This window comes from Pseudosporangium ferrugineum (genome assembly GCF_003002065.1).
In the GTDB taxonomy this organism is placed as follows: domain Bacteria; phylum Actinomycetota; class Actinomycetes; order Mycobacteriales; family Micromonosporaceae; genus Actinoplanes; species Actinoplanes ferrugineus_A.
In genome coordinates this window covers 149,052-171,976 of the sequence record NZ_PVZG01000006.1, presented here as the reverse complement: position 1 = coordinate 171,976, position 22,925 = coordinate 149,052, and the positions used below count along the sequence as shown (strand labels likewise).

The 22,925-nt window shown below is 70.8% G+C and carries 17 protein-coding genes; 9 read left to right on the top strand and 8 right to left on the bottom strand.

Features of this window, described 5'->3' with window-relative positions; all coding sequences use genetic code 11:
• The first annotated feature begins 31 nt into the window (after window positions 1-31).
• From acs to CLV70_RS14845, 5 genes are all read left to right on the top strand, one after another.
• Entirely contained in the window at window positions 32-2,017 is a 1,986-nt protein-coding gene (gene acs, locus CLV70_RS14870; protein ID WP_106127072.1) for an acetate--CoA ligase, read from the top strand.
• 271 nt (window positions 2,018-2,288) lie between these two features.
• On the top strand, window positions 2,289-4,652 hold the full coding sequence (locus CLV70_RS14865) for an immune inhibitor A domain-containing protein (RefSeq protein WP_211303781.1): 2,364 nt from the start codon (window positions 2,289-2,291) through the stop codon (window positions 4,650-4,652).
• A 200-nt stretch (window positions 4,653-4,852) separates the two neighbouring features.
• Window positions 4,853-7,219: an immune inhibitor A domain-containing protein gene (locus CLV70_RS14860; protein ID WP_425440164.1), complete on the top strand. Its 2,367-nt coding sequence runs from the start codon at window positions 4,853-4,855 to the stop codon at window positions 7,217-7,219.
• A gap of 115 nt (window positions 7,220-7,334) precedes the next feature.
• Entirely contained in the window at window positions 7,335-7,850 is a 516-nt protein-coding gene (locus CLV70_RS39685) for a hypothetical protein (RefSeq protein WP_158277767.1), read from the top strand.
• Window positions 7,851-7,952: 102 nt separating this feature from the next.
• Window positions 7,953-8,873 (top strand): alpha/beta fold hydrolase, encoded by a 921-nt coding sequence (locus CLV70_RS14845; RefSeq protein ID WP_106127067.1) that lies wholly within the window; start codon window positions 7,953-7,955, stop codon window positions 8,871-8,873.
• A 12-nt stretch (window positions 8,874-8,885) separates the two neighbouring features.
• On the opposite strand, the gene CLV70_RS14840 is transcribed toward CLV70_RS14845, so the two are convergent.
• From CLV70_RS14840 to CLV70_RS14815, 5 genes are all read right to left on the bottom strand, one after another.
• Window positions 8,886-9,248: a hypothetical protein gene (locus CLV70_RS14840; protein ID WP_106127066.1), complete on the bottom strand. Its 363-nt coding sequence runs from the start codon at window positions 9,246-9,248 to the stop codon at window positions 8,886-8,888.
• Window positions 9,241-12,648, bottom strand: a complete 3,408-nt coding sequence (locus tag CLV70_RS41025) for an SseB family protein (protein ID WP_245908232.1) — start codon at window positions 12,646-12,648, stop codon at window positions 9,241-9,243. Before CLV70_RS41025 ends, CLV70_RS14840 begins: the two co-directional genes overlap by 8 nt.
• Before the next feature lie 386 nt (window positions 12,649-13,034).
• Complete coding sequence (locus CLV70_RS14825; protein ID WP_106127065.1) at window positions 13,035-13,463, bottom strand: nuclear transport factor 2 family protein; 429 nt, start codon at window positions 13,461-13,463, stop codon at window positions 13,035-13,037.
• Window positions 13,464-14,087: 624 nt separating this feature from the next.
• Window positions 14,088-14,384: a WXG100 family type VII secretion target gene (locus tag CLV70_RS14820; protein WP_106127064.1), complete on the bottom strand. Its 297-nt coding sequence runs from the start codon at window positions 14,382-14,384 to the stop codon at window positions 14,088-14,090.
• 17 nt (window positions 14,385-14,401) lie between these two features.
• A complete protein-coding gene (locus tag CLV70_RS14815; RefSeq protein WP_425440156.1) occupies window positions 14,402-14,740 on the bottom strand; it encodes a WXG100 family type VII secretion target in 339 nt (112 codons plus the stop codon).
• 308 nt (window positions 14,741-15,048) lie between these two features.
• On the opposite strand from CLV70_RS14815, the gene eccE reads away from it, so the two are divergent.
• The 3 genes from eccE to rarD all read left to right on the top strand — a co-directional run bounded on the left by eccE (window position 15,049) and on the right by rarD (window position 19,392).
• Window positions 15,049-16,911, top strand: coding sequence for a type VII secretion protein EccE (eccE, locus tag CLV70_RS14810; RefSeq protein WP_342750365.1), 1,863 nt, complete (start codon window positions 15,049-15,051; stop codon window positions 16,909-16,911).
• Window positions 16,912-17,673: 762 nt separating this feature from the next.
• Window positions 17,674-18,057 carry a phage holin family protein gene (locus CLV70_RS14805; protein WP_106127062.1) on the top strand — a complete coding sequence of 128 codons (384 nt, stop codon included), beginning with the start codon at window positions 17,674-17,676 and terminating at the stop codon, window positions 18,055-18,057.
• A 393-nt stretch (window positions 18,058-18,450) separates the two neighbouring features.
• Window positions 18,451-19,392 carry an EamA family transporter RarD gene (rarD, locus tag CLV70_RS14800; RefSeq protein WP_106127061.1) on the top strand — a complete coding sequence of 314 codons (942 nt, stop codon included), beginning with the start codon at window positions 18,451-18,453 and terminating at the stop codon, window positions 19,390-19,392.
• A 25-nt stretch (window positions 19,393-19,417) separates the two neighbouring features.
• On the opposite strand, the gene CLV70_RS14795 is transcribed toward rarD, so the two are convergent.
• From CLV70_RS14795 to CLV70_RS14785, 3 genes are all read right to left on the bottom strand, one after another.
• The gene (locus CLV70_RS14795) at window positions 19,418-20,128 is read right to left on the bottom strand and encodes an anti-sigma factor family protein (RefSeq protein ID WP_106127060.1); all 711 of its coding nucleotides are present in this window, start codon (window positions 20,126-20,128) and stop codon (window positions 19,418-19,420) included.
• A complete protein-coding gene (locus tag CLV70_RS14790; RefSeq protein WP_245908259.1) occupies window positions 20,125-20,619 on the bottom strand; it encodes a sigma-70 family RNA polymerase sigma factor in 495 nt (164 codons plus the stop codon). Before CLV70_RS14790 ends, CLV70_RS14795 begins: the two co-directional genes overlap by 4 nt.
• 98 nt (window positions 20,620-20,717) lie before the next feature.
• Window positions 20,718-21,512, bottom strand: coding sequence for an IclR family transcriptional regulator (locus CLV70_RS14785; RefSeq protein ID WP_106127058.1), 795 nt, complete (start codon window positions 21,510-21,512; stop codon window positions 20,718-20,720).
• Window positions 21,513-21,665: 153 nt separating this feature from the next.
• On the opposite strand from CLV70_RS14785, the gene CLV70_RS14780 reads away from it, so the two are divergent.
• Window positions 21,666-22,850, top strand: coding sequence for an MFS transporter (locus tag CLV70_RS14780; RefSeq protein WP_106127057.1), 1,185 nt, complete (start codon window positions 21,666-21,668; stop codon window positions 22,848-22,850).
• Window positions 22,851-22,925 lie beyond the last annotated feature (75 nt).

Genomic DNA, 22,925 nt, shown 5'->3' with positions numbered 1-22,925 from the left:
AGAAACCGGTCACGGCAGAGGAGCCGCCCTCATGAGTGAGACGCTGGAGAACCTGTATTCGGAGACGCGGCAGTTCCCGCCGCCCGCGGAGCTCGCCGCCGCGGCGAACGTCACGGCCGAGGCGTACGAGCAGGCCGGCGCCGACCGGCTGGCGTACTGGGAGGAGCAGGCGAAGCGGCTCACCTGGACCAAGCCCTGGGAGCAGGTGCTGGACTGGTCGAACCCGCCGTTCGCCAAGTGGTTCGTCGGCGGCGAGCTGAACATCGCGTACAACTGCGTCGACCGGCACGTCGAGGCCGGCAACGGCGACAAGGTCGCGATCCACTGGGAGGGCGAGCCCGGCGACACCCGCACGATCACGTATTCCGACCTGCTGAAGAGCGTCAGCCAGGCCGCCAACACGCTGACCGAGCTCGGCGTGACCGCGGGCGACCGGGTGGCGATCTACCTGCCGATGATCCCGGAGGCCGCGGTCGCGATGCTGGCCTGTGCGCGGATCGGCGCGCTGCACAGCGTGGTGTTCGGCGGCTTCTCGGTCGACGCGCTGTCGACGCGCATCGAGGACGCGGACGCCAAGCTGGTGATCACGGCCGACGGCGGCTACCGGCGGGGCAAGCCCTCCGCGCTCAAGCCGACCGTGGACGAGGCGGTCGCGAAGTGCCCCAGCATCGAGCACGTGCTGGTCGTACGCCGTACGGGCGAGGACGTCACCTGGGGCGAGAAGGACCTGTGGTGGCACGAGACCGTCGAGCAGGCGAGCACGACGCACGAGCCGCGGTCCTTCGACGCGGAGCACCCGCTCTTCATCCTCTACACCTCGGGCACGACCGGGAAGCCGAAGGGCATCCTGCACACCACGGGCGGTTACCTGACCCAGGTGTCGTACACGCACAGTGCGGTGTTCGACCTCAAGCCGGAGACCGACGTCTACTGGTGCACCGCCGACATCGGCTGGGTCACCGGGCACTCGTACATCGTCTACGGCCCGCTCTCCAACGGCGCGACCCAGGTCATGTACGAGGGCACGCCGGACACCCCGCACAAGGGACGGTTCTGGGAGATCGTCGACAAGTACAAGGTGACCACCCTGTACACGGCGCCCACGCTCATCCGCACGATGATGAAGTGGGGCGACGACATCCCGGCCAAGTACGACCTGTCCTCGCTGCGCATCCTGGGCAGCGTGGGTGAGCCGATCAACCCCGAGGCCTGGATGTGGTATCGCGCCAACGTCGGGCGGGACCGCTGCCCCATCGTCGACACGTGGTGGCAGACCGAGACCGGCGGCGTGATGATCTCGCCGCTGCCCGGCGTGACCAGCACCAAGCCCGGTTCGGCGATGACCCCGCTGCCCGGCATCTCCGCCGACGTGGTGGACGACTCCGCCCAGTCGGTGCCGGACGGCGGCGGCGGCTTCCTCGTGCTCAGCGAGCCGTGGCCGTCCATGCTGCGCACCATCTGGGGCGACGACCAGCGGTTCATCGACACGTACTGGTCGCGGTTCGGCAAGGGCGCCGGCGCGGGCGACGACTGGATCTACTTCGCCGGCGACGGCGCGAAGCGGGACGACGACGGCGCGCTCTGGCTGCTGGGCCGGGTCGACGACGTGATGCTGGTGTCGGGCCACAACATCTCGACCACCGAGGTGGAGTCGGCGCTGGTGTCGCACCCGTCGGTCGCCGAGGCCGCCGTGGTGGGCGCCTCCGACCCGACCACCGGCCAGGCGATCGTGGCCTTCACGATCCCGCGCGGCAATGTGGACACCGACGGTGCGGCGGGTGAGCAGCTCATTCAGGATCTGCGCAACCACGTCGCCAAGAAGCTGGGCCCGATCGCGAAGCCGCGGCAGATCATGCTGGTCGCGGAGCTGCCCAAGACCCGGTCCGGCAAGATCATGCGGCGGCTGCTGCGCGACGTGGCCGACAACCGGTCGCTGGGCGACGTCACGACCCTCCAGGACTCCACGGTGATGGACCTCATCTCCTCCGGAATGCAGGCGGCGAAGTCCGAAGACTGAGACAATCATCTATGAATGGCGGCAGATCTGCGATCGTAGGGATCTGCCGCCCTTTCATGTGGACGGTCCATTTTCTACCAATTGCCGGTTCTTGCATTATGTCCCAGCCATAATGCGTAACCATCGCCGAACAATCCGTGGGACCCCTTCCAACCCATCGGTGTGTTTGCATACGTTCACCTGAGCTCCGAATCCGGGGCGGTTCACCGCCGTCGCTGTACCCCAGCGCGCGGTTATGCCAACGGAGGTAAACGTAGTGCGCAAGGTGGTCGTGGGACTGCTCGGCGCCGCGATGGTGACCAGTGTCGGGATCTCCGTCCCGGCCGGAGCCAGCGCAGCACCGCCGGTCGATCCGGCACCGGTCGCGAAGGCGGCCGACTCGGCTCATGTGGACGATCTGCCCAACCCGCTCGAGGACAAGCGCCGCGCCCTGCGCGAGGAGGCTGTCGCCGACGTGGTCAGCGGCAAGGCGAAACCGATAAAGCGGAACGGCAGCACGGTCGTCAAGGTCGGCCGTACGCAGGGCTCGGGCGTGACCAACCGCAAGGTGGCCAAGACGGGCACGGACCAGTACGTGGAGCTCGGCCGCGAGCAGACCGACCGGATCTTCGTGATCCTGGCCGAGTTCGGCAACGAGCGGCACCCCAGCTACCCGGACGTCGACAGCAACCCGAGCGTGCCCGGCCCGACCACGTTCGAGGGCCCGGAGCACAACAAGATCCCCGCGCCCAACCGCGCGGTGGACAACTCGACGGTGTGGCAGCCGGACTACAACGCCGACCACTACCGCGACCTGTACTTCGGTGAGGGCGCGGGCAAGGAGTCGGTCAAGACCTACTTCGAGACCCAGTCGTCCGGACGCTACAGCGTCGACGGCGAGGTCACCGACTGGGTCAAGGTCAACTACAACGAGGCCCGGTACGGCCGCGACCTGTGCGGCGGCAACGTCTGCAACAACACCTGGGCGCTCGTGCGCGACGCCGCGAACAAGTGGGTCGCGGACCAGAAGGCCGCCGGTCGCACCGACGCGCAGATCGCCGCGGACATGCGGTCGTTCGACCAGTACGACCGCTACGACTTCGACAACGACGGCGACTTCAACGAGTCGGACGGCTACATCGACCACTTCCAGATCGTCCACGCCGGTGGCGACGCCGCCGACGGTGACCCGCAGCAGGGCGAGGACGCGATCTGGAGCCACCGCTGGTACGCGTACGGCACCGACCAGGGCCGCACCGGCCCGGCCGGCAACCTGCTCGGCGGCACCCAGATCGGCACCACCGGCATCTGGATCGGCGACTACACCATCCAGCCGGAGAACGGCGGCCTGAGCGTCTTCGTGCACGAGTACACGCACGACCTGGGCCTGCCGGACGACTACGACACCTCCGGTCGCGGCGACAACAACAACGAGCACTGGACCCTCATGGCCCAGAGCCGGCTCAGCGCGGCGGGCGACCAGGGCATCGGCACCCGCCCCGGCGACCTCGGCGCCTGGAACAAGCTGCAGCTCGGCTGGTTCGACTACGAGACCGTGGTCGCGGGTCAGCAGAAGACCCTCGAGCTGGGTCCGCAGGAGTACAACACGGCCAAGGCACAGGGCGCCGTGGTGGTGCTGCCCGACAAGGAGGTCACCACCGACCTGGGCGCGCCGTTCGCGGGCACCAAGCAGTTCTTCTCGGGCAACGCGGACGACCTGAACACGTCCCTGTCCCAGACGATCGACCTGACCGGCAAGACCACCGGGGCGGTCACGCTCAAGGGCCGGTACGACATCGAAGAGGACTACGACTACCTCTACTTCGAGGCGTCGACCGACAACGGCACCACCTGGACCCGCCTCGACGGCACGCTGAACGGCGCGGCGCTCCCCCGGGACGCCAGCAACACGCCGGCCCTGACGGGCAGCAGCGGTGGCGCCTGGTCGGACATCGCGATCCCGCTGAACGCGTACGCGGGCAAGAAGATCACCTTCCGTCTGCACTACCTGACCGACGGTGGCGTCGCCGACGGCGGCTTCTTCGGTGACAACATCACGATCACGGCGGACGGCGCGACCGTGCTGGCCGACGGCGCCGAGGGTGCTACGACGTGGAAGCTGAACGGCTTCTCGATCGTCGGGGCCACCTCGACCCAGAAGTTCGACAACTTCTACATCGCCGGCCACCGCAGCTACGTGTCCTACGACCAGTACCTGAAGACGGGCCCGTACTTCTTCGGATACCCGGCAACCCCGGACAAGGTGGACCACTACTCCTACCAGGAGGGTCTGCTGATCTCGTACTGGGACACCTCGCAGGTCGACAACAACACCAACGTGCACCCGGGGTCGGGCCGCAACCTGATCATCGACGCGCACCCGGAGCCGTTCTACAACCTGGAAGGCCTGCCGTGGCGGGCCCGGATCCAGGTGTACGACGCCCCGTTCAGCCTGAAGAAGGCGGACTCGTTCACGCTGCACATCAACGGCAAGCCCAGCTACATCCGGGGCCAGGCCGCGCAGCCGACGTTCGACGACACCAAGAAGTACTTCTACGACGAACTGCCGAACCACGGCGTCAAGCTGCCGGCAGCCGGAGTGAAGATCAAGGTCGCCGAGGTCAACGGCACCTCGATGAAGATCCGCATCAGCTGAATCTGGACATAGGGAACGGCGCCCGGGATTTCCCCCCGGGCGCCGTTTCTTTTTCGGTAAAGAATTCGCGCCGAACACTTCCACGCATCTCTCTTTTTGCATACGTTCACGGAGGCCTTGAACCCAGGGTCGTTGCACGCCGGATCGCTGCACCCAGCGTTTCGGGCACGTCGACGGAGGTACTAGTGCGCAAAGTAGTCGTGGGACTACTCGGTGCCGCGATGGTCACCGGTGTGGGGATTTCCCTCCCGACTGTGGCCCAGGCGGCGCCTCCGGTGGAGCCGGCGCCGGCGGCCAGCAAGAAGGCCGCCATGGACGATCTGCCGAACCCGGTCGAGGACAAGCGCCGCGAGCTGCGTGAGCAGGCCATCAACGGCATCCTCAAGGGCGACATCAAGACGCAGCGGCGGGGTGGCAGCACCGTCGCCAAGGTCGGCAAGACCCGTGGCGGCGGCCTCAACGACCGCACCGTCAAGGCGGCCGGCCAGGACCAGTACGTCGAGCTCAGCAACGAGCGTACGGACAAGATCTTCGTGATCCTGGCGGAGTTCGGCAACGAGCGGCACCCGAACTACCCGGACGTCGACAGCGACCCGGACACGCCGGGCCCGACCACGTTCGAGGGCCCGCTGCACAACAAGATTCCCGCCCCCGACCGGACCAAGGACAACACCACGGTCTGGCAGGCGGACTACAACAAAAAGCACTACGAGGACATGTACTTCGCGAAGGGCAAGGGCGTCGAGTCGCTCAAGACCTACTACGAGACGCAGTCCTCGGGTCGTTACAGCGTCGAGGGTGAAGTCTCGGACTGGGTGAAGGTGCCCTACAACGAGGCCCGCTACGGTCGCGACTGCGACATCAACGGCACCTGCACCGACACGAACGCGTGGGCCCTGGTCCGCGACGCCGTCACCAAGTGGGTGGCCGACCGCAAGGCCGCCGGCCGCACCGACGCGCAGATCGCCGCCGAGGTCAAGCAGTACGACCAGTGGGACCGCAACGACTACGACGGCGACGGCAACTTCAACGAGTCCGACGGCTACATCGACCACTTCCAGATCGTCCACGCCGGCGGCGACCAGTCCGACGGCGACCCGCAGCAGGGTGAGGACGCCATCTGGGCGCACCGGTGGAACGCGTACCTGAACCTGGTCGGCGTCGACGGCCCCTCGTACAACAAGTACGGCGGCACCCAGATCGGCAACACCGGCGTCTGGATCTCCGACTACACCATGCAGCCCGAGAACGGCGGCCTCAGCGTGTTCGCGCACGAGTACGGCCACGACCTCGGCCTGCCGGACGACTACGACACCAGCGGCGGCACGAACAACAACAGCGAGTACTGGACGCTGATGGCCCAGAGCCGTCTCTCCGGCGCGGGCGAGCCCCTCGGCACCCGCCCCGGCGACCTCGGCGCCTGGAACAAGCTGCAGCTCGGCTGGCTCGACTACGAGACCGTGGTCGCGGGTCAGAAGAAGACCCTGAACCTCGGCCCGCAGGAGTACAACTCGGCCAAGGCCCAGGGCGTGGTCGTGGTCCTGCCGGACAAGAAGGTCACCACCGACCTCGGCGCCCCGTTCGCCGGCACCAAGCAGTACTTCTCCGGCAACGAGGACGAGCTCAACACCTCGCTGACGAAGGCGGTCGACCTGACCGGCGCCACCTCCGCGTCGCTGGACCTGAAGGGCCGCTACTCGATCGAAGAGGGTTACGACTACCTCTACTTCGAGGTCTCGACGGACGGCACCAACTGGACCGCGGTCGACGGCACCATCGACGGCGCTCCGCTCGGCACGGACGGCGGCGAGCCCGGCCGGCCGGCCATCAGCGGCACCAGCGGCGGCGCGTGGAAGGACATCCACATCCCGCTCGACGCGTACGCCGGCAAGAAGGTGCAGGTCCGCCTGCACTACCTGACCGACGGCGGCGTCTCCGCGGGCGGCTTCTTCGGCGACGACCTCACCATCAAGGTGAACGGCGCCGCCACGTCGACCGACGGCGCCGAGGCCACCCCGGCCTGGACGCTCGGCGGCTTCAAGGTCGTGGGCCAGACCACCACGGCGGACTACGACAACTTCTACATCGCGGGTCACCGCAGCTACGTGTCGTACGACAAGTACCTGAAGACCGGCCCGTACAACATCGGCTGGGCGAACACCAAGCCGGACTGGGCCGAGCACTTCGCGTACCAGCAGGGTCTGCTGATCTCGTACAACGACCAGTCGGTGCCGGACAACAACGTCAACCAGCACCCCGGCTCGGGCCGTAACCTGATCATCGACAGCCACCCGGAGCCGATCTACAACCTGGAGGGCGTCCCGTGGCGGGCGCGCATCCAGCTGTACGACGCCCCGTTCAGCCTGACCAAGGCCGACTCGTTCACGCTGCACATCAACGGCAAGGCCAGCTACATCCGGGGCCAGGCCGCGCAGTCGACGTTCAACGACAAGAAGAAGTACTTCTACGCCGACACCCCGTGGGCGGGCGTCAAGCTCCCCGCCGTGGGCGTGAAGATCAAGGTGCTGTCGCAGAACGGCACCTCGATGAAGATCCGCATCTCCTGAACCACCGCACCACCTGGCGCCCGGGGGCTTCGGCCCCCGGGCGCCGCCCTTTTCTCCCGCCGGGTGGGAACCTTCCGCGTCAACCCCGGGTCTCACTCACCGGAGGTGCCACATCATGTCCTTTTTCCGTACGGTCACAGCAACGTCCCTGCTCCTGGGGTTTCTGACAGCCTGCTCATCCAACCCGGCCGAGGACAACGGCATCTCCGTGCCCGCCCCGCCCAGCGCCTCAGCCACGGCGTCCCAGCCCCCAGCCGGCGCCGCCCCCACGGGGTCCCAGCCCTCGGCCGGCGCCGACCCCACCGTTTCCGGGACCCGGGCCACGCCCCCGCCCAACTCCGTGGGCACCGGCGCGCCTCCGGGTGCCAAGCGGCCCAGCGGCATCCCGAAGACCCCGACGGACCTCATCCCCAGCCCCGGCTGGATCGACGGCCTCATCACCCGCGGCGGCACCGGCCCCTGCTACGGCTTCGCCGACTGGGACGGCAAGCCGTACGCGGTCTACTCCACGGCCGGCACCACCCTGAAGAAGGGCGACCGGGTCCGGGTCCGCGTCACCCCCAACAAGCTGCGCATCGACTGCGGCGAAGGCACCCAGGTCGTCCTGAAAGCCCTCGAACGAGTCCCGTGACCCGCCCGGTCCTCACGGCCGTCGACTGCGCTCCGTGACCGTTGATGGCGCGCGCGTGACCGGAATATCCGGACGTGGCCCGGTGCCCGTACGCTGTTTCGCATGACTTCGCAGGTGGACGAGGCGTGCGTCCTGACGGAGGGTCCCTGGACCCACCGTTTCGTCGGCGCCAACGGCAGCCGCTTCCACGTCGTCGAGATGGGCACCGGGCCGCTCGTGCTGCTGCTGCACGGCTTCCCCGAGTTCTGGTGGGCGTGGCACGACATGCTGCCCCGGATCGCCGACGCCGGTTTCCGCGCCGCCGCGATCGACCTGCGCGGCTACGGCGCCAGCGACAAACCCCCGCGCGGCTACGACGGCTACACCATGGCCGCCGACGTGACCGGCCTGATCCGCGCCCTCGGCGAACGCTCCGCGATGATCGTCGGGGCCGGCGCGGGCGGCATGATCGGCTGGACGGCGGCCGCGTTCCACCCCAAGATGGTGAGCCGCCTCGTGGTCCTGGGCGCGGCCCACCCGCTGCGGCTGCGAACGGCCCTGTTCGCCGACCCTCGCGGCCAGATCGCGGCGACGGCGCCGACCCTCAGGTTCCAGGTCCCCCGCTACGAGCACGTCCTCACCCGCGACGACGCCGCCCTGGTGGGCGAGTTGATCGAGCGCTGGAGCGGTCCAGCGTGGACGCAGACGCCCGAATACGCGCAATATGCGGCCCGCTGCCGGGAGGCGCTGCAGATCCCGCAGGCGGCGTTCTGCGCGCTGGAGGCGTACCGGTGGGTGTTCCGCTCGGCGCTGCGCCTCCAGGGCTACCGCTTCGTGAAGCTGATGCAGCGCCCGCTGACCACGCCGACCCTCCAGATGCACGGCGCGCTCGACACCGCCGTCCTGCCCCGCACGGCTCAGGGCTCGGGACGCTACGTCATCGCCCCGTACGAATGGCGCCTGATCGAGGACGCGGGCCACTTCCTGCACCAGGAGGCCCCGGACGTGGTGACGGGCGAGATCCTCCGCTGGCTGAAGGCCTGACCCGCGAGGCGGTCAGACCCGGTGCTCGTAGAGCTCCGACACCTCGTGCGACGGCGCCCAGCCCTGGTAGACCCCGAAGTCGAACTCTTCCAGGCCCAGCGACTGCGCCACCGGGGCCCGGCCGCCCGTGTACTCCACCCGCAACCAGCTGTCGGCCTCGGCGAGCACGATGAACGGCTCGCCGCGCCAGTTGCAGGTGGTACGCACGTACACGAGATCGGTGAACTCCCCGGGCCGCAGCACCCGCACGTAGCGCCCGGGCCGCACCTCCTCGAACCCGTCACCGGCCTCGGGCGCGTAGACCCGCACGTTCTCCCCGTCGGGCGCGGCGTCGTACTCACGCCCCTGCCAGGTCACGACGTACCCGTCACGCATCGCCGTTCCCCTCGCCGACGCGACGCCACACCGGGGCGTCGCAGTCGAACGTCGCGATCATCTGCTCGCCGCCGTCCGCGTCCAGCCGCCACAGCTCGGCGCCGTGCGGGAGCCGGACACTGTCCACCTTGAACTCGGCGATCACGTCCTTGCCCTCGCCCGGGGCGAACCCGTTGCCGCGGAACGGCGGGCGCTCGATCACCCAGCCGTCCATGGCCCGCAGCGCCTGCTCGCTCTGCCCGCCGTACGGAATGCGGTAGAGACTGGGCCGGAAAGCCGGCCAGCGAAGCACGAAGGCCTCCTTGGCGTCGGCCTGGTAGGGCGACCCGTCGTAGAGCAGGCCCAGCGCCGCGAACAGTTCGCCCGGGCTGCGCAGATGCTCGACCTCGGCGGCCCGGTGCACGAACCCGGCGACGCGGTCGTAACCCCGCTCGAGGTAGTAGTCGATCTGCTCGGCGGGCACGGCCTTCTGCATCGTGGTCGGCAGGGCTTCCTCCCCCGCCTGCTGCGGCAGGGCGGGGCTGCTGACGGGCGCGTCCTCGGCGGGGTCGCCGCCGAGCCCGGCCTCGATCGCCCAGTTCGCGAGCGCGATGACCTGCGGCCCCGGATACTTCGCCCCGACCGCGGTCCCCGGATTGACCGCGAACGACCAGGCCGGATCGGGCCAGTTCCGGATCAGCTCGACGAACCGGACCGCCACCGTACGCGCGGGCTCGGCGTAGTGATCGCCCAGCCGGTCCCGGCTCGTGAACACGACCAGGAACCGCTCGCCGTCCATCTCCTCGGTGCGGAACGCGAACCCGGGCTCCCCCGGCGAACTCCCCGGCCGCGAATTGTCGGCGACCGGCACCAGCACGGTGGCGAGGAGCAGCGTGGAGAGGAAGGAGTCGGTGCTGTGATCGAGAGTGGCCTGGTAGAGATCCCGCTCGACGTCGTTGGCGGGAAGGAAGTCATCCTCGGCCGGGGCGTGATCCGCCTGCGGGACGACGATGCGCTCGGTGACCGCGGGGTAGTGCTCGGCGTGCGCCCGCTGCTCCTGCTCCCGGCCGGCGGCGGGCCGGGCCGCGGCTTCCTGCCCGGAGGCGGGCTGGGCCGCGGCTTCCTGGCCGGCGGCGGGACGGGCCGCGGCTAGGCCGCCCTGGGGCAGCGTGATGCGCTCGGTGTCCGCGGAATAGCCCGCCGCGGGCCGCTCCTCACCGGGCCGGGTCGCACCCGGGCCGCCGGACCGCGTGGGCAGGCCACCGGGAACGGACGGCCGGAAAGCCGGCTCCGGCACGGGACCGCTGGTGCGGTTCGCGCCCCCCGCGCCCGGAATGACGGGCGGGGCGAGACTCGGCCGGGTAACCCCGGCACGCGACGACAGCGGCGCACCCTCGGCCAGATCGGTGGAGGTCGTGGCGGTGTCGATCGACTGGTCGTCCGGCGCCTTGGCCGGCGAGGCACCGGCGGCACCCTTGGCGGCCAGGGCCTGAGCGGCCGCGGCCATCGAGGACGGCCGCTCGGAGGGCGGCGTGACCTGCCGGCGCGGCAGTCCCCCGGGCCCGGCCTGCTCAGCGTCGCCCTCGGCCCTCGGCGTCGATGTTGCGTCTTGGCCGGCTGTCGCTTGCTGCTCCCCGGCCGGCGCGGTCGCCGACTGCCCGGCATCACCGGAATCGGTCCCGGGCGCCGGGATGTGACCCGGAACCGGCGGAGTCTGCGCCAACGGCGTACGTGTCGGCAGCGGCGCATCGGGCCGCGGCAACTCGGGCAGCGCTTCGGCGTTCGCATCCCGGGTCTCGGCGGGCCGCGTGGACGCGCTGGACCGGCTCCCGAGGGCGTCCAGAGCACTGGGGCCACCGGCGGGAGCGGCCGCACCGGACCTGCTCACGAGGGCATCGAGCGCACTTCCCGAAGGAACGGCCGAGCCCGGACCCTGTCCCCGGCCGGCGAGAGCCCCGCCACCGACGCCGGCAGCCGAGGCACGACGACCGCCCGCACCACCGCCGGGCCCAACGCTTCCGGGAGCACCGGCGGGCGCGCCGGCGCTGGAGGCACCGCTTCCGGGGGCACCGGCGCTTGTGAGGCCGGCGCCGGTTGCCGGGGCGTCGTGGGGCGCGCTGCCGCCGGGTGTGCCGCTACCGGGGACGCTCGGCGCCCCGGCGAAGGCACTCGGCGAGGCACCCGGGCCCGCCTCACCCTGGGCACCGTAGGAACCGGGTCCACCCGACCGGCCGGCCCCGCTCCCACCGGTCGTGAAGCCACTGAACGAGGAGGAACCGCCCGGCGCCCCGAGCCCGGGAGGCGTCGACGGCACCCGCGAAGGCAAGCCGCTGGGAAGAACAGCCCCCGGCGTACGCACGGGAAGCCCGCCCGGCCCGACCGGCGACGCATCAGCCGGGCCGCCGTCGCCGTAGCGCGCCCCCGCCGCGGAAGCCCCCTGGCCGAAACCTCCGGCCGCGACCCGCTCGGCACCGCCACCAGACGACCCGAAGGCCGCCGCCGCACCGCCACCGGACGACCCATAGCCGGCCGCCGCACCGCCGGCTGACCCGAAAGCCGCTGCCGCGCCGCCACCAGCCGATCCGGGGCCGGTCGCGCCGCCACCAGCCGATCCGAGGCCGGCCGCCGTGCCACCAGCCGAGCCGAAGGCCGCAGCCGCACCGCTGCCAGGGGCTCCGCTGCCGAAGGACGCTGCCGCTGAGCCGCCAGGGGCTCCGAAGCCGGCCGGTGCGCGCTCGGCGCCGACGGGGCCCGTGGCTGCCGCGAGACCGGGCGCCACGCCCTGGCCGTACCCGCCCGCACCCGGGCCGCCCGCACCCCAGCCGCCGCCGGACGCCGCGCCGGCGCCGACGGTGTCGTAGCCGGAAGCGCCGGAGACGGGCGCACCCGAGACCGACTCCGCCGGGACGGGTCCGCCGGAGGCAGGCGAGGCGTAGTCCTGTGCCGCGGCCGCGTTCGCAGCCATCGCGGCCGCGTGCAGATCCTTCATCCGGCCGGTCCCCGCGGCGCCGTCGCGGGCCGGGCCACGCTTGGGAAGGCGCAGGTCACCGCGGCTGAGCTGGGCGACGAACCAGGCCGGCAGATAGCCTTCGATCGGGAGGCCGGGATTGACCGCCAGCCACCATTCGAGGTTGGGCCAGGTCTCGGCGAGTTCCGAGTACGCGACCCGCCGCGCGGAACCGGAGTAATCGGATAGGCAGGCCTGGAGCGCCGACGGCGACGTGAAAGCGAGCACGTGCGTACGGCCACCGGTGCTCCACGTGCCCCAGCCCATCGGGGCGAGGCCCGCGAGGGCATCCGCCGATACGGGCAGCAGCAGGTCGACGCCGGCGAGAATGCGGAAGTAGGACTCCTGGTCGTCGGTGCGCAGGGCGTTGCGCATCGCGACTTCGGCGTCCGTACCCGGTTCCCACTCGGTCACGTCCACCTCTCCCTTCGCGGCGAACGGGCCACCTCAACGCGTACAACCTACAAGGTCAGGCCCCGATCACAATGGGCGGCTGTACGCATACAGCCAACCAGGCAACACGAGTTCGCGATAGTCGCACAGCGAGACGGCTACATAACCTTGGGTAGCCGAAAAGCGGGAAAGCCACCCGCGCGGGGGATGTCCCCGCCACTCGACGGCAGTCCAGCACCACGTCGGCCAGGGTGATCACGCGCGGCGATCCCGGATTCGCGCCCGGCCCCGAGCGATCACCGCCCGGACCGGGCGCGCCGGCTACAAACGCTTTCCGCCCGCGATCTGAGCGACCCGGGCAGCAGGGCGACGCGGCCGGCGGCAGCCCGCCGGTCATGAAACACGCCTCAGGCGGCCGGCTGAGGCTTCTGCAGCATGCGGCCGGCGACGATTTCCAGATTGATGCCTTCGTACCTGCCGATGTATTCGACGTACCGGCTGATGCGGCCGTCCCGGAAGGACAGGACGATGCAGTTCTCCATCTCCACACGTTCGCCGGCCGGCGCCATTCCGGGGCCGCCCCTGCTGATCGCGTGCCACAACATCTCGATGGCGACCGCGTCACCGGAGGCGATGATCCGCTTGACCTCGATGGTGTGGCCGTCGACCAGACTTACCGCGGTGGCCGCGGTCTTGTCCCAGGCCGGCCCCTGAGCGACGTTCATGGCGGGGATCAAGACCTCGCCGTCCTCAGTCATCAGGGCGGCCAGCCGTGCGGAGTCGTGCGTGTTGTATGCCGAGATCCACTCGCGCGCGAGCTCCACGTTGTCGGTCATCTCTACTCCTGTCAGAGAACTGTCTCGGTCTTGGCCGATCCGCTGTGCGGTATTGCTCGCCCGGGCGCACGGAGCCTCGGACGATGGAAGCCCGGCAGAGCGTGCCGGTGGCGCGCAGCGGGATTGATCTTCCTGACCGGACACGTGCGCCACACTCCGAAAACCATACGCACTTCTCAAGCGAGAATCTACTATCGTTTCCGTCCGGCCGGCGGCAGAGCAGGCCGCAGGGCCCTGGCGGTGACCCCCGCCTCGACCCGCCGCTCTCGCGGATGGGCGGGTAGTGGGTTGTGCTCCGGGCAGGCGAGCGTGACATCCGAGACGACAACCCCGACCCGGCAGTCCGAATCGTGACGCCGCGCCGGCTCAACTGCCAGACAGGCGCGCGGCGGCGCAGCTGCCGGGCAGGAATGTCACCGGCGCCTCGGAACGCCTGACCGGAGCCGCTACAGCACCGCGCGCTGCAGCCCGCCGGTGGACGACTCGGCGCTTCGCGTCACGATCCCTGCCGCGCCGCAGACGGCGAGGTCGACCGCGTCGCGAACAGCCCTATCGCGGAGATGGGCCTGTCAGACGAAAACGGCCGGGAACCCCCACAGGAGGACCCGGCCGCACCCGCACGAATCAGCCGCCGAAGCGCTTCTCCGCGTTGCCCTCGGTCGTGGCGTAGTCCTGGGCCGCCTGGTCCACCGCTCCACGGATGTTGTGGAGGATGTTCTTCAGGTCGCGGGACGCCGAGGACCACTTCTGCTGGCGCTGGGCGTACGCCTCCTGGGCCTTGCCCTCCCACGTCGCGACCAGCGGGCGCGCGTCGGCCTCGAGCTGGCTCAGCTGGCTCTCGAGCTCGTTCACGGCCTTCTGGATGTCGGCGCCGGCCTGGGCCAGGGCGCCGAAGTTCACGCGGAGCAAACCGTCGTTCATGGAGATCCTCCCCGCCGTCAGTTCTCGAGCGGCAGGCTGTAGCCGCCGCCACCGGACTTGGTCACCGAACTGGCAGCCGAGCTGTCGGTGCTTTCGTAGCTGACACCCGAGGTGCGGATCGCTTCGGCCGTGTCGGCCAGGGCCTTGTTCAGCTGGGCCAGGTCACGCTGGTACTGGTGCTTGACCGTCGAGAACGCCCGGCCGCCGGCGCCGACCCACGCGGTCTGCAGCACCGAGAGCTCGGACATGAGCTTGTTGAGCATCGCCGTCAACGAGCTGTTGACCTGATCGAACTTCGCGGCGGTCTGCGCCATCACCGCGGATTCTGCCTGCGTCTGGGCCACCCCGGACGTCACCCCGCTTTCTCTGTCGACTGTCCCGCGCCGGGTCCTGAATGGACGGGCCGTGCTTGGGGGAACGACCGTCGGCGCATTGACGTGGCCACCAGGTTAGCCCTTTCCGCGACGCGGTGGGGGGCACGCCTGAGCAGCCCATTGTCCGTTCCGATAGCTGACCGTAGCGGGCCGGACGCGCTCAAGGTAGCCCGGAACGTCAAGCTGTGGATATCGATGCCCCGGTTATCCACAGGCGCCCCCACCGGCCGTACCGCGACCCATACGATGAGGCCTCGCAAGGAAAAGGCACGATCGAAAGGCGGCGGACGGTGACGGCAGAGGTGACGAGCGGCCGCAGCTTCCCGGAGCTCAGCGGCGCGGGTCAACGGCTGCCCAGGATCCGAGTCCGCCGTGTCCGACATGGACGATTCTTCGGTATTCGCACCGGTCAGCTGGTGAGCACCCAGGTCGCCGCGGCGACCGTGCTGATCGGCGCCGTCAACGGTCCCGTCGCGCTGGGCGCGGCGGTCTTCGTGGCGATCATCCTCCTGGCCCTGACGTGGCTCCGCCTGCGCGGCCGATGGGCGTTCGAGTGGCTCGGCACGGCGATGCGCTACCTGGGCCGGCGGCGGCTGGTGTCCGTCGACGGAGATCCGGGTGCCCTGCTGGAGTTCGTCGCGCCCGGCTCCCGCGTCGAGCAGACCGAGCTGGCCGGAGATCCCGCCGCCATGATCGTCGATGGGCTCGGCCTGACCTCGGTCCTGGAGCTGGGCGACCCCACCGGCCTGCTCGCGGAGGAGACCGGCTCCCTGCCCTCCCCGGCGGGTCTGCTGCCGCCGGCGAGCGCGGAGCACCCCCCGTGCCGCATCCAGCTCGTCCTGACCGGGGCTCCGGCGCCGTCACTGCGGGCCGGCGGCGGCACGCCTGCCAACTCGTACCGTCAATTGACCGAGGGCCGGCTGCTCGGCCAGAGCCGGGCACTCCTGGCCGTGCGCGTGCTGCGCGCCGAGGGCTGGTCGGAGGAGGATCTGAGGCTCGCGCTGTCGGGGCTGGTCCGCAAGCTGGTGCGCCGCCTCGCGCCGACGACCGCGCGGCCGCTCGGCGAGGCCGCGGCGCTGCGGGTCATCGCCGAGCTCGCCCACGACGACGGTGCCGGCGCCGCCCAGGAGACCTGGCCCGGCCTGCAGATCGGCGGCATGACCCAGGCGACCTTCCGCCTGCGCCGCTGGCCCGACCTGCGCATCGAAACCGCCCGGCGAATCATCACCCGTCTGCTGGCGCTGCCCGCGGCGGCCACGACGGTCGCGCTGGGTGCGGGCCCACGCTCTTTCACGGGTACGGACACAGCAATCGACCTGACCGTCCGCCTCGCCACCCCGGACGCCCCCACCCTCTCGGTCGCCACCCAGGCGCTGCGCAAACTCCTCGCCGGCGAACGGGCCACCGCACAGCGCCTCGACGGCGAGCACCTCGACGGCCTGACGGCGACCCTGCCGCTGGGCGTCCCCGCCGCACCGGCGGTCCCCGGCCGCCCCGGCCTCGACGACCGCCCCGCGGACCTGCTCGACAACCTGGATCTTCCCCTCGGCAACGCGGGCCTGATGATCGGCAGCAACCGCCACGGCGACCCGGTGATCGCCCGCCTCTTCCGGCCGGAACAGACCCGGGCCCTGCTCGTCGGCGGCGTGCGGTGTGCCCAGCTCATGGCATTGCGCGCCATGGCACTCGGCGCCCGTGTCGTGGTCCAGACCGCGCGACCCCAGGCCTGGGACCCTTTCGTACGCGGAGCAGCCGTCCCCGGCGAGTCCATCGCGGTCATCCCCCCGGGGCGCGCGGTGGAGATCCCGCCCGGCTCGGCCCTCCACCCCCTCCTGATCGTGGTCGACATCGGCCCGGTCGGCGCCGACAACCGCCCCGGCGCGGGCTGGCAGGCCACCCTGGTGGTCCGCGACGACTTCAGCCCGGCGGACGCCGACGTGGCATCCCGCGCCGACCTCCTCCTCGTCCAACCCCTGCGCGCCGACGAGGCCCAACTCGTGGGCGCCGCCCTCGGCCTCGGCGAAACCGCCAAATGGCTCACCCAGATCCGCCCCGACATGGTCGGAGTAATCAACCGCCGCGCCGTCCGCTGGGCGGCCCTCTCCCAAACCCCCATCGAGGCCCAACTGATAGGCCCCCCAGCCCGCAACTGACCCCTCCCACCCGCATCCCCCTCGCAACTGCCTCCTCCAAGCCGCGCAACCACCCCCAGCCGCGCAACCACCCCCAGCCGCGCAACCACCCCCAACCGCGCAACCACCCCCAACCCGCGCGACTGTGCCCAGCCGCGCAACCGCGCCCAGCCCGCGCAACTGCGCCCAGCCCTCAAACCGCGCAACTGCCCCGAACAGCGCAACTGACCCCTCCCAACCGGGAGCCTCAACTCTCAGCTCCAACGGGCGACACCACCCCGGGACCAGATCGCCGCCCATCCGCCCTTTCAGTCCGGAGCCCGCCAGTTCAGCCGGGCTCCGCCAGCCCAAGAGTCCGCCAGCCCGGCCCAGCCCGGCCCGGCCCGGGACGGGAGGGGATGGGCCGGGCTGAGCCGGGGCCGGCATAGGCGCAAGTCGTTCCCGCCCAGCCCGAGACCGGCCCGCCCAGCCCGAGATTGGCCAGCCCAACCCGGACCCACCAGCCCAACCGAAGCCGGCCAGCCCAACCGAAGCCGGCCAGCCCAGCCGAGAGCCGCCAGCCCAACCGGGGCCAGCCAGCCCAACCGGGACCAGCAAGCCCAACCGGGATCGGCCGAGCCCAACAGGGACCAAGCTCAACCGGGACCGGGCGAGCTCAACCGGGACCCGCCCGACCCAGGCGGCGGTCGAGGGTGTCGGTTGCGCGATCTTTCTCGATATGCGTACACAAGATCGCGGAGTGTTGCCGCTGTAGGTGGCTCGGGCGTGGCACCATCGCGAGCCATGGGCATCATCATCCGGCTGGTGATCACCGCCGTATCTCTGTGGATCGCCACGTTGATCGTCGATGGCATCCGGCTCACCACTGACTCGGTACCGGGGAAGGTCGGCACGCTGCTGGCCGTCGCCGTCATTTTCGGCATCGTCAACGCGGTGCTGCGGCCGATCATCAAGACGGTCGGTTGCGGACTGTACGTGCTCACGCTCGGGCTGATCTCGCTCGTCGTCAACGGTCTGCTGTTCATGCTCACCAGCTGGATCGCCGGGCAGTTCGACCTGCCGTTCCACGTCGCCGACTTCTGGCCCGCCGGGGTGCTGGGCGCGCTCATCGTCGGCGTCGTGAGCTGGCTGCTCAACATGCTCGTCCCCGACGGCGACGACGACTGACAACCGCACGACCTCCGGCGCGGCCGCCCCGACGCGACCGCGCCATCCGGCCACGCCACCCAAGGCGCCAGCCGTGCGAACAGACATGCAGGCAGCCGGTTCAGGCAGCCGGTTCAGGCAGCCGAACGGGCCGGGCAAGCGCAGACGGGCCGGGCAAGCGCGAACGGACCGGGCAAGCACAGACGGGCCGGGCAAGCGCGAACGGACCGGGCAAGCACAGACGGGCCGGGCAAGCCAGCTGGACGGCCCGGCACCCGGGCAGCCCGGCACCCGCGCGAGCTCATCGCACCCGCCCTGAGCTGGCTACCTAGATCTTGATCACCCTATGCCCACACCGCGTGAGGTTCGACATAAGCAAGGACCGGGTCTGCTGTCGCACCTTACGGTAAGGGCATGGGTGATGAGCGACGCGGATATCTCTACGGCCTGACCGCGTACGCGCTGTGGGGTTTCTTCCCGGTGTATTTCAAGCTGCTCAAGCCCGCCTCACCGCTCGAGATTCTGGCGCATCGGGTCATCTGGTCCGTGGTCTTCATCAGCCTGCTGCTGGCGGTCGCGAAGAACTGGCGCTTCCTGGCCCGCCTGGTGCGGGATCGGCGGCTGCTCGGCGGCATCACGCTGGCCGGGCTGCTCATCGGGGTGAACTGGGCGACCTACATCTACGGCGTCAACTCGTCGCGGGTTGTCGAGACCGCCCTCGGGTATTTCATCACTCCGCTGGTCGTCGTGTTGCTGGGCGTCACCGTGCAGCGGGAGCGGTTGCGGGCGTGGCAGTGGGTGGCCGTCGGGGTCGGGGCCGCCGCGGTGGCGGTGCTGACCGTCGACTACGGGCATCTGCCGTACATCGCGTTGCTGCTGGCGGCGAGTTTCGGGACGTACAGTCTGGTCAAGAAGCGGTTGTCGATGCCGCCGGCCGAGGGGCTGTTCGTCGAGTCGTCCGTGCTGGCGGTTCCCGCTCTCGCCTATCTGGTCTGGCTGAACGCCTCCGGGGGCGCCGAGTTCGGGCGGGTGTCGGCCTGGCACACCGTGCTCATGGTGCTCTCCGGCGTGGCTACCGCCGTACCGTTGCTGCTCTTCGCCGGGGCCGCCAACCGGGTGCCGCTGGTCGGCCTCGGGATCCTGCAGTACGTCGCGCCGATCCTGCAGTTGGGTTTCGGGGTTCTTGTCTTCCATGAGCCGATGCCGGCGCCGCGCCTGGCCGGGTTCGCCCTGGTCTGGGTGGCGTTGATCATCTTCACCGTGGACGGGGTGCGGCGGGCCGGCGCCGTTCAGAGGACGGCGACCGACCCCGCGGCCGCCACCGCGGAGCCGGCCACCGCCCTACCGCCACGCTGACGGTCCCCGTGGAGGAGACGGACCGTCAGGGGACGTCGTAGGCCAGCAGGGTGCGCCCGTCGTTGCGGACGAGCGCGAGCCGGTCGAGCGCGCCACCCGTGAAGTGGGTGACGCCGGACATGCTGAACTCCTTGCCGGGCGAGGCGGTCCAGGAACCGAGCTGCTCGCTCTCCCGGTCGGGCCCGTACGCCATCAGCCGGATCGTGTACGGCTCCGACTCCGCGTTCCCCCGGTTGTACGCGCACAGCAGGTCGATCTTGGTCCCGCCCGGCGTACCCGCGATGCTGATGTGCGCGGTGACCGGCACCAGGTCGTTGACCGGCGTCATCGCCACCGCCGGACCGGGGCCGGTCGGGTCGGCGGTGCCGCGGTCGGTCCAGAAGACCGCGCCGACGCCCGCGACCAGGGCCAGGCACGCCGCCGCGAGGGCCGCGCCCATCACCCGCCACCGCACGCGCCGGCGTTCCTGGCGACGGGTGCTCTGCGCGGCCGAGACGAGGTCCGGCATGCTCGTGCGCCGGCGCGGGGCGGGCGGGGGCGGGAAGTCCGGTTCCAGCAGGCGTTCGAAGTCGGCCGGGTCGAGGCGGCCCAGCAGGCCGGGCAGGACCGCGATGTCGGCCACCGCCTCGCGGCAGAACGAGCAGGTGGCCAGGTGCCGCTCGTACGCGGCGCGCTCGGCCGGGGAGAGGGCGCCGAGGACGTACGCGCCGTCGTCGTGCTCGTGGTCGCATCTCATCCCGTCACCCCCATCTCGTCCAGGGCCATGCGCAGCGAGCGCAGGGCGTAGTGCGTACGCGACTTGACCGTGCCGGGCGGTACGCCGAGCCGCGCGGCCGCCTCGGCGACCGATCGTCCCTGGTAGAAGCACTCGACCAGCACTTCCCGATGGCTCTGGGACAGCCGCCCCAGGGCCTCGGCGACCGTCCAGGCCTCGACGGCCCGGTCCGCCTCGTCCGCGCTGGGCGGAGGCTCGGGAATCATGTCCGTGACCACCTCGCCGACCCGTACCGACCGGCGCCGCCAGGCATCGATGGCCAGGTTGCGCGCGGTGGTGAACAGCCATGACCGCACCGTGCCCCGCTCCGGATCGAGCGCTTCGGGATAGCGCCAGGCCCGCAGCAGGGTCTCCTGCACGAGGTCCTCGGCGCGCTGGCGGTCACCTCCGGAGAGGCGTACGGCGTGCGCGAACAGGGCTTCCCCGTGCTCGTCCTGCAACGCGCGCAGCAGTTCGGCGTCGTGATCTTCCACCGTTGCCGACCTCCCTCGCGCGTTCCACCCTGTCTTACGGGCGCGAAGGTCGACGGGTTCAACCGGTCGGGGAAAGGTCAGGCGGTCGCGACGTCACCGGTGGACAGGGCCTCGGCGACGCTGCGGGCGGCCGCAGTGAGCTTGGCCCGGACCACCCGCGCCGAGGTCAGCATCTCCGCGGCGGGCAGCGCGCAGGCGAGCACGAGCCGGCGTTCCATGTCCCGGTCGGTGATGACGTTGACCGCGGCGCAGGCGAGGCCCTGGCGGAACTGGCCCATCTCGAGCTGCATGCCGCGCCGTTCGCCCGCGGCCAGGTCGGCCTCGAGCGCCTCGGGGGTGGTCAGCGTCGCCGGGGTGAAGGCCCGCATGCCCCAGTCGCGGACGTAGCGGGCCCGCTGGTCGGCGGTGAGCGTCGCCAGCAGCGCCTTGCCCAGGGCGGTGGCGTGGCTGCCCTCGTCGAAGCCGGGCACCATCTCGTCCATGAACGGCGAGCGGGCCCCCTCCGCCGAGGCGGTCACGGCTATCCGCCCGCCGACGAACCGGCCGAGGTAGTGGCTGTAGCCCGTCTCGACCGCCGCCCGCCGCAGCGCCTCGCCGACCGAGGGCGGCCCGCGGAACGCCGACACCAGCTCCCGATATCGATCGGCGATCTCGAGGCCGACGATGTACGTGCCGTCCTCTCGCCGGATCACATATCCCTCGTACGCCAGAGTGCGGACAAGGTGATAGGTCGTGGCAACGGTCAGCTCGCACCGTCGAGCGATCTGTTTCACGGTGAGTCCGCGCGGGGCCCGACCTACCGACTCGAGCACACGCAGGGCGCGTGACACGCTCCGGATGAGATCTGACGGCTCCGCCAGGGGGTCGCGCACAGCTACCTCCGACGCCGGGGACTTACACCATATGAATAATCTTCCCCGGACGGAATGCCTGGAGCGTGTCGACCATGACCGATCTCTACGCGACGTGTGGTCATTGACACTCAGCGTCTAGAAATTGGCATTCCCGGGCATAGTCTCCGACTGATGGCCGAACCTTCGATCTCCGTCCCGGACACCGCGGGGACCAGCGCGAACGCGGTCCGGCCGGTCCGCGCGGCCACCGGCGCGCTTACCACGACGATCGCGTGCTCGGTCCCGGTCTTCCTCGTCGGCGGTCTCGCCGTGCAGATCGGCGAGGAGCTCGATTTTTCTCCGGCGGGTCTCGGGCTGGCCGTCTCGGCATACTTCGGGGCGAGCGCGCTCGCGTCGGTGCCCGCCGGTGCCCTCGTCGAACGGTACGGCTCCACCGCCGTCGCGCGCGCCGGCATCGGCCTGGCCTCCGCCTCGCTGCTGACGATCGCCGTCGCCGCCCGTTCACTGTGGAGTCTCATCGCGATCCTGGCGCTCGGGGCGGGCGCCAACGCCATGGGACAGCTGGCGAGCAATGTGAGCCTGTCGCGGCATGTGCCCGTACGCCGGCAGGGTCTGTCGTTCGGGGTGAAGCAGGCGGCCATCCCGGTGAGCACGATGCTGGCGGGCGTGGCGGTGCCCGTGGTGGCGCTGACCGCCGGGTGGCGGTGGGCGTTCGTGCTGGCGGCCGTGGGGGCGACCGCGGCGCTCCGGCTCGTACCGGTGGAGCGGGACGAGGCGAGACGGTCGCGGGCCGACCGCGGCGAGCGGGCCACCGCGGCGCTGGTGGTGATCGGCGCGGCGGCGACCCTGGCCTCGGGCGCCGCGAACGCGCTGGGCACGTTCCTGGTCGACTCGGCGGTGGGGCGCGGCATCGCACCCGGCCCGGCCGGACTGGCGCTCACCCTCGGCAGCGCGGTCTGCGTCGCCGCGCGGATCGGCGGCGGCTGGCAGGCGGACCTCTTCCCGGCGCGGCAGATCGCGGTGATCGCCGGGTTGCTGGCCGCGGGGGCCGTGGGTCTCGCCCTGCTCGCGGTGGGCGGCGTCGTGCCGCTGGTGCTCGGCGTCGTGCTCGGGTTCGGCCTGGGCTGGGCGTGGCCGGGGTTGATGAACTTCGCGGTGGTCCGGCTTCATCCGCAGGCGCCGGCGGCGGCGACCTCCATCACGCAGACCGGCGTGTACGCGGGCGGCTGCGCGGGGCCGTTGGGGCTGGGCGCGGTGGCGCACGCCGCCGGCTACCCGACTATGTGGACGGTCGCGGGCGCGGCAATGCTCGCCGCGGCCGCCCTGATGGTCCTGGGCAGCCGAATGCTGCGCTGAAAGCTCAGCTGGCACGGCCGGCTCAGCTGGTGCGGTCGGCTCAGCTTGTGGGGTCGGCTCGGCCTGCGCGGTCGG